The sequence below is a fragment of the Bradyrhizobium erythrophlei genome, assembly GCF_900129505.1.
Classification (GTDB): Bacteria; Pseudomonadota; Alphaproteobacteria; order Rhizobiales; family Xanthobacteraceae; genus Bradyrhizobium; species Bradyrhizobium erythrophlei_D.
In genome coordinates this window covers 5213232-5228347 of sequence record NZ_LT670818.1, presented here as the reverse complement: position 1 = coordinate 5228347, position 15116 = coordinate 5213232, and the positions used below count along the sequence as shown (strand labels likewise).

The 15116-nt window shown below is 58.7% G+C and carries 16 protein-coding genes and 1 pseudogene; 6 read left to right on the top strand and 11 right to left on the bottom strand.

Annotated elements, in window-relative coordinates; all coding sequences use genetic code 11:
- Nucleotides 1–35: 35 nt before the first annotated feature.
- Nucleotides 36–875 carry an esterase/lipase family protein gene (locus B5525_RS24235; protein ID WP_079568257.1) on the bottom strand — a complete coding sequence of 280 codons (840 nt, stop codon included), beginning with the start codon at nt 873–875 and terminating at the stop codon, nt 36–38.
- Between the two features lie 278 nt (nt 876–1153).
- On the bottom strand, nt 1154–2683 hold the full coding sequence (locus tag B5525_RS24230) for a WS/DGAT/MGAT family O-acyltransferase (RefSeq protein WP_079568256.1): 1530 nt from the start codon (nt 2681–2683) through the stop codon (nt 1154–1156).
- A gap of 248 nt (nt 2684–2931) precedes the next feature.
- Between B5525_RS24230 and B5525_RS24225 the strand changes: the two genes are divergently transcribed.
- The gene (locus tag B5525_RS24225) at nt 2932–3639 is read left to right on the top strand and encodes a Crp/Fnr family transcriptional regulator (protein ID WP_079568255.1); all 708 of its coding nucleotides are present in this window, start codon (nt 2932–2934) and stop codon (nt 3637–3639) included.
- Between the two features lie 113 nt (nt 3640–3752).
- Here the strand turns inward: B5525_RS24225 and B5525_RS24220 are convergent, their stop codons facing one another.
- Together B5525_RS24220 and B5525_RS24215 are read right to left on the bottom strand one after the other, a co-directional pair.
- Nucleotides 3753–4658: a 3-hydroxyacyl-CoA dehydrogenase gene (locus B5525_RS24220; RefSeq protein ID WP_079568254.1), complete on the bottom strand. Its 906-nt coding sequence runs from the start codon at nt 4656–4658 to the stop codon at nt 3753–3755.
- Between the two features lie 64 nt (nt 4659–4722).
- Nucleotides 4723–5193: a 2,4'-dihydroxyacetophenone dioxygenase family protein gene (locus B5525_RS24215; protein WP_079568253.1), complete on the bottom strand. Its 471-nt coding sequence runs from the start codon at nt 5191–5193 to the stop codon at nt 4723–4725.
- Nucleotides 5194–5314: 121 nt separating this feature from the next.
- Here B5525_RS24215 and B5525_RS45455 point away from each other — a divergent pair, with 121 nt between their 5' ends.
- On the top strand, nt 5315–5554 hold the full coding sequence (locus B5525_RS45455) for a hypothetical protein (RefSeq protein WP_172899957.1): 240 nt from the start codon (nt 5315–5317) through the stop codon (nt 5552–5554).
- Nucleotides 5555–5633: 79 nt separating this feature from the next.
- On the opposite strand, the gene B5525_RS24205 is transcribed toward B5525_RS45455, so the two are convergent.
- Nucleotides 5634–6542, bottom strand: coding sequence for a helix-turn-helix domain-containing protein (locus tag B5525_RS24205; RefSeq protein ID WP_079573729.1), 909 nt, complete (start codon nt 6540–6542; stop codon nt 5634–5636).
- 121 nt (nt 6543–6663) lie between these two features.
- Nucleotides 6664–8433, bottom strand: a complete 1770-nt coding sequence (locus B5525_RS24200; RefSeq protein WP_079568251.1) for an adenylate/guanylate cyclase domain-containing protein — start codon at nt 8431–8433, stop codon at nt 6664–6666.
- 358 nt (nt 8434–8791) lie between these two features.
- Here B5525_RS24200 and B5525_RS24195 point away from each other — a divergent pair, with 358 nt between their 5' ends.
- Both B5525_RS24195 and B5525_RS24190 read left to right on the top strand, forming a co-directional pair.
- Nucleotides 8792–10210, top strand: a complete 1419-nt coding sequence (locus B5525_RS24195) for an aldehyde dehydrogenase family protein (protein ID WP_079573727.1) — start codon at nt 8792–8794, stop codon at nt 10208–10210.
- Nucleotides 10211–10221: 11 nt separating this feature from the next.
- Nucleotides 10222–10686, top strand: a complete 465-nt coding sequence (locus tag B5525_RS24190) for a nuclear transport factor 2 family protein (RefSeq protein WP_079568250.1) — start codon at nt 10222–10224, stop codon at nt 10684–10686.
- Between the two features lie 250 nt (nt 10687–10936).
- On the opposite strand, the pseudogene B5525_RS46550 reads toward B5525_RS24190, so the two are convergent.
- Nucleotides 10937–11030 (bottom strand): annotated as a pseudogene (locus B5525_RS46550) (methyl-accepting chemotaxis protein); the annotation flags it as partial.
- 169 nt (nt 11031–11199) lie between these two features.
- Here B5525_RS46550 and B5525_RS24180 point away from each other — a divergent pair.
- Complete coding sequence (locus B5525_RS24180) at nt 11200–11628, top strand: hypothetical protein (RefSeq protein WP_079568248.1); 429 nt, start codon at nt 11200–11202, stop codon at nt 11626–11628.
- A gap of 408 nt (nt 11629–12036) precedes the next feature.
- On the opposite strand, the gene B5525_RS24170 is transcribed toward B5525_RS24180, so the two are convergent.
- Nucleotides 12037–12222, bottom strand: a complete 186-nt coding sequence (locus B5525_RS24170) for a hypothetical protein (protein ID WP_079568246.1) — start codon at nt 12220–12222, stop codon at nt 12037–12039.
- 291 nt (nt 12223–12513) lie between these two features.
- Here B5525_RS24170 and B5525_RS24165 point away from each other — a divergent pair, with 291 nt between their 5' ends.
- Entirely contained in the window at nt 12514–12753 is a 240-nt protein-coding gene (locus B5525_RS24165; protein WP_079568245.1) for a hypothetical protein, read from the top strand.
- Nucleotides 12754–12779: 26 nt separating this feature from the next.
- Here the strand turns inward: B5525_RS24165 and B5525_RS44335 are convergent, their stop codons facing one another.
- From B5525_RS44335 to B5525_RS24150, 3 genes are all read right to left on the bottom strand, one after another.
- The gene (locus B5525_RS44335) at nt 12780–13169 is read right to left on the bottom strand and encodes a ComEC/Rec2 family competence protein (RefSeq protein ID WP_154073399.1); all 390 of its coding nucleotides are present in this window, start codon (nt 13167–13169) and stop codon (nt 12780–12782) included.
- Between the two features lie 454 nt (nt 13170–13623).
- Nucleotides 13624–14223 carry a protocatechuate 3,4-dioxygenase gene (locus B5525_RS24155; RefSeq protein WP_079568243.1) on the bottom strand — a complete coding sequence of 200 codons (600 nt, stop codon included), beginning with the start codon at nt 14221–14223 and terminating at the stop codon, nt 13624–13626.
- 8 nt (nt 14224–14231) lie between these two features.
- Nucleotides 14232–15044, bottom strand: coding sequence for a tripartite tricarboxylate transporter substrate-binding protein (locus B5525_RS24150; RefSeq protein ID WP_079568242.1), 813 nt, complete (start codon nt 15042–15044; stop codon nt 14232–14234).
- Between the last annotated feature and the right edge of the window lie 72 nt (nt 15045–15116).

The window sequence follows — 15116 nt, the reverse complement described above, 5'->3', positions numbered from 1 at the left end:
TTTCGTCCTTCTGGGTTGGAGGTTGCGATGAGTGATCAGGCGCTGTGTCGAGCAAACTGCTCAACGGTTGGATCGGGTCGCGGCGTGGTCTCGCTATCGCCATCGCCATCGCGGCGATGCGGATCGGAGTACAAGAGGCCGCGGAGCCCGCTGCGATCGAATGGCCGCCAATCGCCTTCCGGCAGTGCAAGCCGGTCGGCAATCGCGTACAAGGCCATGGGGTTGTATCCGAGCCCCGAATGGCTGCCCTCGACCTCGATATTCTCCGTCGTCGCGCTCTCCTGTTCGCAACAGCCCTGCCACGCGACAATGCCATCGCTCCGGCTATAGATTGCCGTGCTCGGCACCGGCGGGGGAAGCTTCATGGCTTCGCGGCCATGCCAGTCATCGACTCGGCGTCCGCTTAAGACTTCGTAGAGTCGCCAGGCATTGCTCGCCTTTGGCTCATTGGCGAAGGGGCTGCCGAGGGTTATCACCTGACGTACCAGGTCCGCCGATCGCCGCGCCGCCTCGCGCGCAAAGACGCCGCCGAGGCTCCATCCGATCAAGCTGACCTTACGGTTGTAGCGCTGAGCGAGCTCGGCGAGCCTGGCGTCTATTCGTGCCTCGACGCCGGAGTGCGGGCCATGGTTCGGACCCTGCTTCCAACCATGGGCGGCATAGCCCTGCGCGCTCAGGTATGTTCGCAGCGGTTTGGTCGAAACGTCACTGGCGGCAAGACCGGGCAGCACGAGCACTGGATGCCCATCGCCCCGGGGCGCGCCCCGCAGCAGCGGATAGGCAGCAAGGAAGGCCTGGAATTCCCAAATCCCGCGCACTTCGAGCGCGAGCAGCAGCCGCGACGACGGTTTAGAACGGTCAACAGCCTCGTCCATGTCAGAGCGTTTCCCTCCCGATTGTTGCGGCAATGTCCCGCATTTTTTCAGCATCAACTCGTGGTGCTTTTATCGGCAAAGCTAGTTCGCTTCGGCGTCCCCAATTGTCGCTGAGACGACAATCTTTTCCGTTTTTTGGAGATCGCATCCTCAATCGTCAGGATGCTCTTTGCCAACCGCGATCGCCGACACTCCCAGCGCCAAGCGCGCGTAGGACCCGCTCGTCACCCGCAGGCGCCACGCGCGCGCTCCGCAAAACCGCCGCGAGCCGTCCCCCTTCAGAACGCAGCAAGCCCACACGCTCGTTCCAGTCGATCCAACTCGGTCGGCATGGAGTCGGCAAGAGCCTTAACGTTCGGAAGAATGTTCGCTGCCCCGGTGAATCCGAAATCCAAATGGTCCCGATAGCTTTGCAACGTAATATTCAATCCAATCCCGTGCGTCACGATCGATACAGGGTAGGAGTGCAAAAGTTCGGCTCCATTGGCGTATAGGGCCACCTTCGGCCCGGGCACGTTCGAGATGGCGACATTGACGGCCGGAGGAAGTAAGTCCGGCAGATTCGAGCGACTGTATGCGAGCGAGATCAATTGGATTCCCAGGGGCGAGCCCAATGCGATCGAATCCTCGACCAGAGGGGTAAGCTGTCTGAAGGGACTGGTTAGTTCCTTCGACTTCGCCGAATCGGCGACGATTGCCTCAAGTCTCAGTTTCGGATCCTCGATCTCGGTGTTGAGCCTGCAGATCATGCCCATGACCTTGTTGCTCGCGGACGTGTCGCCTGCTTCTCGGATAGATACCGGCACGAACGCCGTAAGCGACTTTTGAGGGAGCGCGTCTTGCCCGAGAAGGTGCTCGCGAAGCACGCCGCTCGAAACGGCGAGCACAACGTCATTCAGTTTTGTCCCCGATTTCGCGGCGATCGCTTTCATGCGCGACATCGGCAGGGTAACGGCCGCATAGCTGCGCTCGGAGGAGATGGAGCCGTTGATAATTGTCGGCGGCGCGACCAGTTTCTTCAAATCGTCGAGACTTGGCGCACCGATCAGCTTGTTGCCAAGCTCATTCGCCATTTTCAGGACTTGGGGAAGTCTAGCGAGAAACTTGCTTCGCTGGTGAAGTTCCTGAATCGCCGAGTCGACGAGCACCGACGCAAGATCGGTCTTTCCGGTCCGCGGGACTTCGACCGACGCGCTCAACTTGTCTCTTTCTCCTGATGTCCAAAATTCGAGCGACGAAGCCACTAGCGCCGACACAAAGTCGCGCTCGTCGTCCTTTGACGGCTTGCGGGGCGGCGGAGCGTCAACTTCCCTGGGCGAGGGCGAGGCGTCGTAGATTAGCTGCGCCATGGCAGCACCTGCGCCGCCGTCGATGCATGCGTGATGCATTTTGGAGTAGATTGCGACCTGGCCGTCGGGCAGGCAATCGAAGACGTAGACCTCCCATAGCGGCCGAGCGCGATTGAGCAACTTCGCGTGCAGCCAGCCGACGATGCGTTGAAGCGTCGCGTGATCCGATGGCGCCGGGAGCGCGCCACGGAATATGTGGCGGTCGATATCGAACTGTTCGTCTTCGGTCCACCTCGGATGATCGATGTCCAACGGGGTGTGGGCCAGCTTCCATGTCAGCATCGGCGCGAGGTGCAGACGGCGTCCGAGCATCGCCTTTAAGCCCTCGAAGAAATCCTCTCGATGGTTGTCGGGTAACTGGAATATCGCCATGCTACCGATGTGCATGGGGACCTCCGGTGTTTCCATATAGAGGTAGGATGCGTCGATTGCCGTGAGCTTTCGGATGGTTCGGGCCATTTCCGACGACTCCCAACTGCTGAAATTTGGGCCGGTTTCTCAACTTTCCCTCGGGAGACGCATAGGCCATTCCGAACGGCCCATGGTCGCGGAACGGCCAGAGCTCGCCTTCCAGCATCGCGAGCCGATCGTCAGCGAAAGTAACCCGGCCATTCGCCGGCCGGAGATCAATGGCTAGTTCGCCTCAGAGACCCAAATTGTCGCTGAAACGACAATCTTTTCCGGTTTTTTCTTGGTAAGAACGACGGATGAACAAGACAGTCCTGAAGACTGTTCTGGGGAGGAACAAGTGGTTTGCTGGATTGCCGCCCGAACTGGCGGACAGCATCCTCCGGCTCGGTCGTGTGCGCAGACTGAACGATACCTTGATCTATTCGGCGAGCGACTGCGCCGACGGCATGATTGCGCTCATCTCGGGGCAGATTCGGCTGACGAGCTTTTCCATGTCGGGTCAGCCCTCGTTTCTGGTACTGACTTCGCCGGGTTCGTGGATCGGTACCACGTCGGCGCTGGACGGAAGGCCGCATGGTTACGACGCGTTCGCGATCGGCGAGACCGTTCTTTTTCAACTCAGTCAGGAGCGCTTTAATTCGCTGGCAGGCGCGAGTGTCGAGCATTACTCGGCGTTTGTCAGGCTTCTATGCGATCATTTTCGGATCACGACCCAGTACCTGATCATTCACCGCAACCATCGGCCTCTTTATTTGTTGGCGCATGAACTTTTGAGGTTGGCTGACCGCCATGGCAAGAGGACAAAAAACGGAGTCGTCATCGAAATGCGGCTATCGCAAGAGGATCTCGCAGTGATGATCGGCGTTGGTCGTCAAACGATCAATCGCTTGCTGAAAAGCTTGGAGCAGGACGGTATCGTCACCACGAGCTACACCTCTCTCACGATCCAGAATGTAGAGGCCCTTGAGCGGCTCAGGGCGAGCGAGGATCCGGGCGAAGTGTGACTTTAAGGTGGACCGTCACCGCACAAGCGCGCGTCGAAAATGAGATCGCCGACCGCAAGTTTGGACTGAGTCAGACCCATCAAAGCTTCCTTCGGTTAGGTCTGACGCCCGTTTCAGGCTTTCATTGCGCGCGGTCGGACGAAGTCGGCGCGGCGATAGGCGGGATGGGGATATTTATAGAATCCCTCGCCTGTTTCGATTCCCAACTTGTTCCTGTCGATGTATTCGCGCCTCAACCATGTCGCTTCCTCTGCAGCGGCAGCGTCGCCCGCTTCGGCCGCGGCCGTGAGGATTTGCAGGGGCGTCCGCAGTCCGACGAGGTCCAGCACGGCGAAGGGGCCCGCATCGCCACCACCGGCGATCATCCAAGTCCGATCAACGTCATGCGGACTAGCGACGCCTTTCACGACAAGGCTCATTCCGGCGCGCACCCAAGGGATCAGAAGTGTATTGATGACGTAGCCGGGCTGCTCCTTGTGTAGGGCGATTGGAACCATGCCGATCCGTTCGGCAAAGGCGATCACGCTGTCAAACGTCTTGTCATCGGTTCCCGAGTGTCGCATGACCTCGGCAATGTTGTTTCTCCAGACGCGACTGGCGAAGTGGAGCGCAAGAAACCGTTCGGACCGATCCGTGAATTGCGCAAGCAGGCTCGGAAGAAGCGTAGACGAATTGGTTGCGAATATCGTCGTCTTGGGCGCGACAACAGAAAGCGCCTCATAGAAGCGGCGTTTCACCGCCACGCTCTCGGGTACGGCCTCAATCACCAGATCCGCCCCTTGGACCGCTTCCGCAAGATCCGATCCCGCCCGGAGACGACCGACGGTCGCGTCGATCGCAGCATCGTCGGCTTTCAGATCCTTCCGATAGACGGTGCTCAGCTCGCGCCATTTCTGCGAGAGCCGCGCGATGGCTGCAGGATCGATGTCGTAGATGCGCACGTCGCAGCCTTTGTATGCGCATTGGAACGCAATTTGAGAGCCCAGGACGCCTGATCCGGCGACGGTGACCTGATCCATGTTCGCTGCTCCTCATCGGTTACCGAGGGGTGACTGCAGGCGTCGAGTCGGATGCCGCGCGACTTTAGCCGAACGCCGTGATGTCGCGGGGCTCAATGCCGTTTTTCTTGCAGTAGCCAAAATATTGCTTGGCGGCGCTGCGCCAATTCGCCGTGGCCATCACACTGTCGTCGTCGTTAAGATACACGAGATCTCCGCTGACGATGTTAAGGACAACCACTTCAGGCCCGCCGTCCGGCACGGCTTCCGGCGCGTGAGTCGACGCGGCGATTTCGTAGACGATGCTGCCGGGGCCCGCGACCCAATCGTGCTCCTTGTATTTCCACTTACCCTTCAAGGTGTAGACAACGACAGTTCCGCTGTGGTGATGGCGAGGCAATTTGGCATCCGCCGGCGCCTTCAGCAGGGCGATGACCTCGCCTCGGATCGGGTCGGCCTTGAAGAATTTGACCTCGACGCCCGGCGCGATGCCAAGCGGTATCCAAGGCATCGATTCGTCGGAAATGCAGCTCGCCTCGACATGTTCAAAGAACATTGCTTTCTCCGTTTTCCTGATTTCGGCCCGAGCGACGGGCGCTACGACGTTACGCGACTGTTATGCGTGCGATTGTCGCAACTGCGACAAAGCCTGCGTCGCCGATCGCACTGATCTGTTCTTGACCGCGCTGCGCGGTACGCCCCACCCCTTCGAGCTGGAGATTGACAAAGCAAAGATCGTCCGTGCTCGTGGCAATGTGCGAAGCAAGACGAGGCACGGTGTGCCGGGTGGCCGTGACCAGCGATACCTGGATCGGAGCGGCGTCTGTCCTGCAAATTGCGCCTTGAAACGGCTGTTCAGCAATCCTGCGCGGCCCGAGTCGCACGAAGGCAGCCGCAAGGTCATCGGCACCGGCTAACACAGGATATCGGTTGCGGAAAAACGGCCAAATTCCGTTGGTTGTCGCATTCTCCGGTGAATTGTACGGGCATCCACCTCTATTCGTCGACCGCTCGACGCCACGCGCCAGGGCTCACGCCAACTGAGCGGGTGAAGACCTGCGTCAGGTGACTTTGATCTGCAAAGCCGCAGGCCAAGGCTACATCCCGCAAGGACAACCGGCCATCGCGCAGCTTCTGCTTGGCGACCTCGACGCGAAACGTCAGAAGCCAGTTGTGCGGTGCGACTCCTACGGAACGGCGAAACGCACGCGCGAAATAGCTCGCCGACAGGCCGCACGCCCGAGCCACCTCATTGAGTGGCACACGACCATCAAGGTTGGCAGTGAGAATTTCCTTGGCGCGCCTCACCTGCCAGGCCGCGAGCCCACCCCGGATCGGCGGTGACAGCGGTCGCATGCCCCCATAAGTCTGAGCAACATGTATCCCGAGCCCCAAGAGGACGTGGTCGATGAACATCTGGTTCGCTCGATCGGGATGGCTTAGCGCCGGCAGCATTGCCGTGCCGAGACCGGAAATCGTGGCATCATCGATCGCCACTGGCTTGTAGTACAGATCGCCAATTCGTCGCGCGTCCGCGTCCTCAGCGATCGCGTCCAGCGCGCCGCGAGGTAGATAAAAAAACACAACGTGGTGAGGCTTGTCGAGACGGGCTGTGGGGTTGCGCTTCAGATCATGGATACAAGTTTGACCGACACGTACGTCGGATACGGATACTAGACGCCCTTCCTCCCAATATTCTCGATTGGGAAAGTCACGAAGCGTCAAAGTGATCAGAAAAGCATCTTCGGGTTGAAAGGAAGCGCTCAGTTCTTGCACCGGGACATCGCATCGCGTCTCCGTGACGGCCATGTCGGCCGTGCGCAATACTCGCGAAAGGATCGCTGGCGCTCGCTCCATATGAAGCCGCTCGGCAAGTCCTTGCCCGTAACCTTCAATCGACGCCATAGCAGACCTCCCGAGTTGAGGCTTGTCGGTGTCGGTACACTCAATCGTATCAAGACGCAATTGCCCGATCGCAAGAGGCTACCCTAACGCGGGCTCCCGATCCACCAATAGTTACAAGTATTTATTCGGGAATCCCGGCCAGACGTAGACCCTCGGCGGCCTTCTCCAACATCCAATCATGCTTGGACGACGAAATGACGCAGTACTGCTTCACAGAGAACGACGGGTTGAGCTCCAGAATGCGGCCGACGGCTGCTCTCGCCTCCTGAAAATTGCCGATGTAAGCCGACGAAATGGCCAAGTGAACCCAACCAAAAATCCATCCTGGCATATTGTGGGCCGTAAGCTTGGCATACTCGGTCCCCTCTTCGTATTCCCCTTTCAGATTGTGGACGAAGGCGAGCCCGCAATACGCATGTCCCAGCAGGGGATCAACCGGATTCAATCGAACGCAGCGCAAGAAATGCTCGACGGCAGGATCGAAGTCGGCGGTCCATGCGTGCACCCAACCGCTTCGGATCAGAACGTCGAAACAATTCGGGTTTGAATGCAGCGCTCTTCCGATGGCAGCCAATGCGACGTCATGCTCTCCCGCAAGCCATCCGAGCGCGTGAGCGGCAAATGCATTCGTCTTCGGTTCATCACTCCCGGACAGCAGGGCCTCACGAGCAAAGCGCGTCGCTTTCTCTCGATCCTCGGGGGTACCCCAGCCCTGACCTATCTTGATGCAAAGTATGTAGGCAGCAAATGCTTTGATCCAGGCGTAAGACGCGTCGAGGCGGAGCGCCTCCTCCAACAATTGCAGCGCCCTGTCGATGTCGGAACGAGTTTGCGAATAGTGGGCTGCAAGGGCTTTCAGATAGAGGTCATAGGCATCGACGCTGAAAGTCGATTTCACATGCGCCCGAGTGATTTCTGCCCGCGTAATGGAAGGCTCAATCGCTCCCACTACTCTAGTTGTGACTTCATCCTGGAGATCGAATATATCTTCCAAGGCGCCGTCGATCTTGTCCGCCCAAAGATGTGCACCGGTAACCGCCTCGATGAGCTGGCCGGTGATACGCATCCGCCCGCCCGCCTTGCGCACGCTACCTTCCAGCACATAACGAACGCCAAGTTCGCGCCCCACCTGCTTTATGTCCACCGCCCTGCCTTTATAAGTGAAACTCGAATTGCGAGCGATTACAAATAGCGACTTGAAATGCGACAACGCGGTTATGATGTCCTCCACCATGCCGTCGGCGAAATACTCCTGCTCGGGGTCTCCGCTCATGTTGGAGAACGGCAGCACCGCGATCGAGGGCCTGTCGGGAGGCAACGGGGGCTTCTTGGATTCTGATGGCGACGCGACCCTCATGGCCGGGGAATGCCCGGCCGAACGCACGGAATAGATCCGAACGGGCCGCTCGATGTTCTTCAGCGAGCGCTCACCGAGATCGTCAAACGCAAATGTTGTCTTCCCCCGCACCTGCCGATAGGCGTCGTCGGATAGCCAAACACCCCCTGGCTCGCACTCATTCTCGACCCTTGCCGCGATATTGACGCCGTCACCAAAGATATCGTCGCTCTCAATAATGATATCACCCACGTTGATGCCGATCCGAAATGCGATACTCTGCGGCACGCCCTTTAGTTGTGCCATCTGAGATTGCGCGAACATCGCGCAGGTGACGGCATCGACCACGCTGGCGAATACGACCAGCATTCCATCCCCTGTTGTCTTAATGATCCGGCCACTATGCGCGGCAATGGCGGGATCGACGATGTCACGCCGAGCGGCCTTCAGGGCGGCAAGGGTTCCAAGTTCATCAGAACCCATCAGGCGCGAATAGCCCGCGACATCGACAGCCAATATCGCCGCCAGCCGGCGCTCTACGCGCTCAGTCACCATCTGCCCCCCTTCGCGACTCCAACGCCACAATTTTGGACTTTGACCCGATAGTCCAGCCCTAGAGTTCGCTTCGTCGAACTGAATTGGCAAGAGCGACTCTCCCGTCGTTCTGGGAGCAATCCGATTTGCGACCGAATCACTAAATTCGCAGCAGATTTTCAAAAGATTTGCGCAGCTTGTTGCCCCTAACTTCAACCGGCCGCGGAGCGGCCGCTGGCACAGGACGCAGGGAGCGACAGCCGACGCGCTGCCTGGCGTTGCCAGTGAACGAGGTGGGCATCTGCGCCCTTCTGCGGGACGCCTAGCCCAAGCGTGTTGTCACGACTTCATTCCCGCAATGGTAGCCAAGGAGAGCCGCGTGAAAACAATCATCACCCACTACATTGATGGGGCGTTTGTTGAATCCCACGGTCGGGAGCTAATGGACATTGTCAGGCCAACCGATAGTCAAGTCATCGCGCGCGTCACGCTGGCGGACGAGCAGGATACGCAGCGCGCAATCGCCGCGGCCAAGCGCGCTTTCGCGACCTACGGCCGCTCGACGAAGGAAGAGCGCGCGAAGATCTTGCGCCGCCTGCATGCGGCCGCCTCGGCGCGTCTCGATGACCTGACAGCCGCAATGGTGGAAGAATACGGCGGCGTCGTACAGTTCGCCGGATTGATCGTGCAGTCCGGCATCAACGCGTTTCTGGCAGCCGAAAAAGCGCTTGAGGAGATGCCACTGACCCGTAGCTGGGACAAGACGACGGTGACCTTGGAGCCGGTCGGCGTGGCCGGCCTGATTACCGCATGGAATGCAAACGCGCTGTTTATTTGCCTGAAACTGGCTTCGGCGGTTGCCGCAGGCTGTACGGTGGTCATCAAGCCCAGCGAGTTAAGCTCGTTGCAGACGCAGGTGTTGATCGAGGCCCTCCATGAGGCCAACCTGCCGAAGGGTCTTCTGAACGTCGTCACGGGCCGAGGGGATGTCGTTGGGGCGGAGCTCGTCCGCAATCCGAACGTCGACAAGATCTCGTTCACCGGCTCGGTTGCTGTGGGCGAAACCATCATGCGGGATGGCGCAGCGACGATGAAGCGCATCACGCTCGAGCTGGGCGGAAAATCGCCCACCATCTTGCTCGATGATGCCGATGTCGCTCAGGCGATCCCGGCCGCCCTCACCCTGGCCTTTTTGAACAGTGGCCAAGCTTGTGCCGCGGGAACGCGTTTGCTTGTGCCAAGGACGCGATTCGAGGACGTCAAGCAAGCCATCGCAGACGCCATGCGCGCCTTCACCGTCGGCGATCCGGCCGATCCGAAGATTGCTGTTGGACCCATGGCATCGCAGAAACAATACAAGCGCGTGCAATCCTACATCCGTAAGGGCATCGAAGAAGGCGCCGAGGTGCTGGTGGGGGGCGAGGGCCGTCCGGAAGGGCTCAAAGCGGGGTTCTTCGTGAAGCCCACGGTGTTCGTCAACGTGAATAACGACATGACGATAGCGAGGGAAGAGATCTTCGGCCCTGTACTCAGCGTCATCGCCTACGACTCCGAGGACGAAGCGGTCTCGATCGCCAACGACTCCAAATACGGTCTTCACGCCGCCGTCCTCGGGACCGACATCAAACGCGCGCGCCGCGTGGCCTCTCAGTTGCGGGCCGGCCGAGTCGTGATCAACGGCATGACTGATGATCCTCAGGCGCCCTGGGGTGGATTCAAATACTCCGGCATCGGCCGGGAATATGGCCGGTACGGGATCGAGGCGTTTCTCGAAACCCGCGCCATTCTTGAAACCTGAGCAGAACACGGATGAGCAAACACGTCGCCATCTCACCCGAGGAAGCCGCGGACCGTCTTGCGATCCGGGAGCTCATCGAGGGCTACGCGCACTGCGCCGATCGCCGCGATGCGAAAGGTCAGATGTCCCTCTTCACTGCCGATACCCACTTCGTGGTGTACATGAACGCCAAAGACCCGACGCCCTCGCAGGAGCTGCACTCGCGCGAGGCGCTCGCGCCCGTGTTCGCTGAGTTGAACAAGTATGACGCGACCACACACTTCCTCGGGCAGAGCACCATCTTCACGCTGACGGGCGACAGAGGAACTGGCGAAACTTACTGCCTGGCGCATCACGTGACGGCGGATGGTGGAAGCCGCCGCCTGATGGTCGCCTCGCTCCGCTATCTCGACAGGTTCGTGAAGATGGACGGCGTGTGGTTGTTTGCTGAACGTCGGCTCTATGTCGACTGGCTGGAGGAGCGTGGCCTTTCATGACAACAACGAACGGGTTGGTCGCGGAAATCGTCGGCGACGCGGCGTGATGGGGGCCTGACATGCGCCAGGTGTTTTGTGCTGCTCTCGTGGTCTTCGCGCTCTACTCTCCGGCCCATGCCCGGCCGCGAAGGCGCTCAGCGCGTTGCAGTTGAAGGTTTCGACTAAAGCTGCGCCGCTGCCCGGATGTTTTGGATAACGCCTAAGATCTTTTTCGGCCGCGCTCGCATTATGCCTGGCGAGCGATTTGACCCCACGAAGGCGAATCCTTTGCTCGCCTCACCGATCCGAGCTGCCTCGATCGTCGCGTTGAGCGCCAGTCGGTCGGTCGGGCTGGCGATATCATGCTCCCGATCTTCTGGACTCGGACGACGCTTCGCCGACCACAAACGCGCCTTGGCTTCTAGAACTTCGCGAGCAGCCCGCAAGAATTCAGCCGGATGCGCAAGCGATCGCCGGAAGTCTGCCAGAGTAATGTGTGCTCACCAGTCAAGCATCCAGCCCAGGAGATTAGAAATGGATACTGCAATCCTTTCCGCAAGCGCCGGATTAATCGGCTCACTGATCGGCGGATTGTCGACATTTGCCGCTTCCTGGGTCACACAGCACAAACTGCTCGGTACTCAGACACGTATGCACCATGTCGGACAGCGCCAAAAGCTCTATTCCGAATTCATTATTGAAGCGTCGAGATGCTTAGCGGAAGCATGGAGTCACCAAGCCGAGGGACCAGAGGTTATCAGCAATCTTTACTCTGTGGTTGAGCGCATGCGACTGGTATCGTCGAGCAGGGTAGTGAAATGCGCCGAGGAAGTAATGCGCGGGATCATCGCAGCCTATGCAGAGCCCAACAGAACATTCGATGAGTTGAGGCGGCGCGTGCAAGCGCGCAGTGAGGAATACGACCAACTCAGGGAATTCACGGAAGCCTGTAGACAGGAATAGAAAATGAGATCGTCGCGCTCCTAAGAGGCGTCGTCGGCTCTTATCGAATGGCTGAAACGTCGTGAGCAGGCGTCACTCAATTGTTTCGGGGAGAGCGCAAAAATAACGGCAGCTCCTCGTCATCGTCCAGCCCGCCAATTGGTTCAATCTCGGGCTCTGGAATATGTGGCTCAATCTCAGAGTCTGAAATGAGTGGCTTCGAAATTTTGTAAGACTTGCATTCCAAACGAGCCCATTTGAGTGCCTGAGAATAGTCCGGACAGCGGAGGATGATCTCCTGGCCCCGAACTGAAACCACGACGTCGCAAATCTTGGACGCTTTATGGCGTCGGATGAATACCTGCGGGGAAGTGAACTTCTCAATCATTTGCCGACGCCAAGCGCTGCGACCGTACAATCAGACTTGCGTCATGTCGCGGGTGGCGGCTCAATGTCCAGCGGCGTTATATCGAGCGTCGCGGCCGGTTCATCAACTTTCGATTTAAGATCAGCCGCCTTGTCCATTAGAGCGGCGGAAATCTTGGGGTCCTTGGTTGCCTTGGCGATCCCAAACAGGATCGCGGCTTGACGCACGAAGTACGGTTTGCCGATCACTGACTTTCCCCGTGGTTGCTCAGCGCGAACGCTTGACGCTGAATGGGGGAGATCGTTCCGGGCGGAATGTATAAAAGTGATCATAGCGGATTTAGGGCAACACATACGCACCCGATCCCGAAACGTTCCGATGTCGTTAAGACGACATTCCGGAGTTATACGGAGCCTCATCAACCAAAAGGGACCACCACAAAAATCAAAACAGACCAGTCACTTATCCGACCAGTACCGAATTGAGATGGCAACAAAACGTGAACATTCTCAGGCCTCCCATCTGCCAAGGTTTTCCAAATGTCTTCAGCACCCAACCCCCAATCGGACGCGGACCAGCTGGAGGCCGCTGCCGATCAGGCCATCGCGGCGTGTGGCGGCGATGCCCGCGAGGCCGTCAAGGCGCTGATCGTCGCCAACCATTTTCTCGAAACTGGTCTGGCGAAACTAAAGGCTGCGGTCTCGACGGGGTACGCACGTAGGAAGCTGTTCGAGGAGGCCAGGACGCTGCCACGTGATCGAAAGGATTGGTATGATTGAATATTCAATCCGCGAAGCGTCAGCCGTTATTTCACCGTATACAAAAAAGATTGTGCTCCGTTCTTTGTGATTTCTGTCCGTATTGACTGCCCATTGCCGTCGTTTGTGGAATGTACCTTTGCTCCCAGCGAGCCGAATATTTTGACCGCTTCTGCGTCTGGATGGCCAAACTTATTGCCAACACCAGCGCTAATTAGAACGACGTTGGGCTTCATGAGCTTAAATGCTTCGCTGGTTATGCCGTTCTTTGAGCCATGATGCGGGGCATCCAAGACATCGCATTTGATGAGGCTGCCGAAGATTGCCGCGATACGCTTCCATCGCTCATTTTCTTTATCGCCGGTCACTAGGTATGTTGCGCCGGTTGATTTCTCCGTGATCTTACAAACCAATGAGGCGTTGTTTGACGAATCCATATCCTCCTTGTGCGGAAAAGCGGAAATCGAACCGCAGCGTCGAAATTACGTCCTCCTCGCTGCCGCAATAGACGACAGTCGAAGAGGTACGGCATCGGTCATTTTGCCAAAGTATGATTTGGTTGCTGCGAGCGAGGGGCAAGCGAGCCATCAGCTGACAAGACAGATGAAATTGTGTCGCTCGATCGAGTAAGTCGCCATCTGCTCCCGCAAGAGACCGGACGTAAGCCAAAGACTAAAACACTCAGTCGATCGGGAATGTGAATAAGCTCACATCGCGACGTCTGGTTCTGGCACGAAACGGTCATTGCGGTGCCGCCGCCGGATGTCCGTTCTCGGAGGTAAAGCTGAAAACATCTGCTCGGCGCGAGTATTTCGCCTTTTGACGCGATGCGGACATTCGACCTTCGCCTGAACTCGTGTGGCTTATCGAAGTATGACTATTAAACAGCCTCTAGCCCCTTGACAGGACAATATCGAAATTCAGCACGCGGTGACCGCATCCATCCTCCGATGAAACCGGCTTTGCGATCAGCAAATCCGGACGCAGCGCGGTATTGAGCAGCCGGTCCGAAGCATTTAGCGGTTCGTCAGGAAAATACATCTGCGTGATCAGCCGTTCGAACCGGCCGTGGACCTCGATGTGAATATGCGGCGGCCGCACCCAGTCGGGCCCTGCCGGATAGGCGCCCGGCTTTACCGTCTTAATCCGATAGATGCCGTCCTCATCGGATTGAACCCCGACGCAACCGACGAAGTTGGGGTCCAGCGGCGCGGGATTGGGATCATTGCCGTGGTCGTAGCGGCCGAAAGTATTGGCCTGCCATATCGTCACAGGTACGCTGCGGACAGGCTCGCCAGCGAGATTTAGTATCCTCCCCGTGACTTCGATGATTTCTCCCTGCGCAAACCCATCGACCCCGTTGACGCAGGTCAGGTCGGCTTGCGTGACCGGCGTATGTCCCATCGGGAAGTACGGACCGAGAATCTGGTCCGGTGTCCGGTGCCGGTTCTCGCTCGCGTGCATTCCGTCCGTTTCCGTTGTGCTGACCATGACGCGCCTCAGTCTTCCGGCGTAAAGCCGGAGGCGTGCACGATCGGCCCCCAGCGATCGAAATCGGATTTGACCATTTGCACGAATTCCTGTGGCGTTTCGCCGACGGGGTCTATCGCAAGCTGGGCCAAGGCGGTTTTGAAGCCGTCGGTATTCACCACCGCGAGGATTGCCACATTGAGGCGGCTCACCGTTGCGGCAGGCGTGTTTGCCGGAACGAAGACGCCAAACCATTCATTAGCCTCCAGCGCCGGATATCCGGCCTCCCGAACGGTCGGCACATCGATTAGCCGTGGGGATCGTTGCGCCCGGATGGCGCCGGATTGCACATGCGGAAGTGCCGTGCCGATCGGATAGATCGTTGCGGCAATGCGACCGCCGATCAGGTCTTGGATGCCGCCCGGGCCGCCATAGGGCAGATGCACGAATTCGAACCCGCCGATCCTGGCCAGGGTCACACCGGTGAAATGCAGCATCGATCCCGCCGCCGCTGTGCCATAGCTCGCCTGCTTGGGATAGGCCGCGCACCATTTCACGAAGTCGGCAAGCGTCCTGACGTCGGCTGGCACCATCGGACCCACCGTGATCAGGAACGGAAAAGAACAGACGGTCGTGACCGGAACGAAATCCCCGAACGCGTCATAACCCAGCGTCTTGTAGACATGCGGGTACACGGCGAAGTTCGAGGCCGGCGCGAGGATCATGGCGGTGCCGTCGGCCGGGCTGCTTTTCAGCACCCCGAGCGCGAGACGACCGCCGGCGCCGGGACGATTGTCGACGATGAACGAAGGGGCGTAATCCTTCATTCCTTCGACCAGCATCCGGGCGATCGATGGAGCCGCCGACGCCGAAGCCCACCAGCATGCGCGAAGCGGTCTCGGCGGCAGCGGTGC

What these genes read in the sequence shown, in the direction of transcription:
- B5525_RS24235 (WP_079568257.1), bottom strand. Translation starts at nt 875, where the DNA reads ATGGACGAGGCTGTTGACCGTTCTAAACCGTCGTCGCGGCTGCTGCTC.
- B5525_RS24230 (WP_079568256.1), bottom strand. Translation starts at nt 2,683, where the DNA reads ATGGCCCGAACCATCCGAAAGCTCACGGCAATCGACGCATCCTACCTC.
- B5525_RS24225 (WP_079568255.1), top strand. Translation starts at nt 2,932, where the DNA reads ATGAACAAGACAGTCCTGAAGACTGTTCTGGGGAGGAACAAGTGGTTT.
- B5525_RS24220 (WP_079568254.1), bottom strand. Translation starts at nt 4,658, where the DNA reads ATGGATCAGGTCACCGTCGCCGGATCAGGCGTCCTGGGCTCTCAAATT.
- B5525_RS24215 (WP_079568253.1), bottom strand. Translation starts at nt 5,193, where the DNA reads ATGTTCTTTGAACATGTCGAGGCGAGCTGCATTTCCGACGAATCGATG.
- B5525_RS24205 (WP_079573729.1), bottom strand. Translation starts at nt 6,542, where the DNA reads ATGGCGTCGATTGAAGGTTACGGGCAAGGACTTGCCGAGCGGCTTCAT.
- B5525_RS24200 (WP_079568251.1), bottom strand. Translation starts at nt 8,433, where the DNA reads ATGGTGACTGAGCGCGTAGAGCGCCGGCTGGCGGCGATATTGGCTGTC.
- B5525_RS24190 (WP_079568250.1), top strand. Translation starts at nt 10,222, where the DNA reads ATGAGCAAACACGTCGCCATCTCACCCGAGGAAGCCGCGGACCGTCTT.
- B5525_RS24180 (WP_079568248.1), top strand. Translation starts at nt 11,200, where the DNA reads ATGGATACTGCAATCCTTTCCGCAAGCGCCGGATTAATCGGCTCACTG.
- B5525_RS24165 (WP_079568245.1), top strand. Translation starts at nt 12,514, where the DNA reads ATGTCTTCAGCACCCAACCCCCAATCGGACGCGGACCAGCTGGAGGCC.
- B5525_RS44335 (WP_154073399.1), bottom strand. Translation starts at nt 13,169, where the DNA reads ATGGATTCGTCAAACAACGCCTCATTGGTTTGTAAGATCACGGAGAAA.
- B5525_RS24155 (WP_079568243.1), bottom strand. Translation starts at nt 14,223, where the DNA reads ATGGTCAGCACAACGGAAACGGACGGAATGCACGCGAGCGAGAACCGG.
- B5525_RS24150 (WP_079568242.1), bottom strand. Translation starts at nt 15,044, where the DNA reads ATGCTGGTCGAAGGAATGAAGGATTACGCCCCTTCGTTCATCGTCGAC.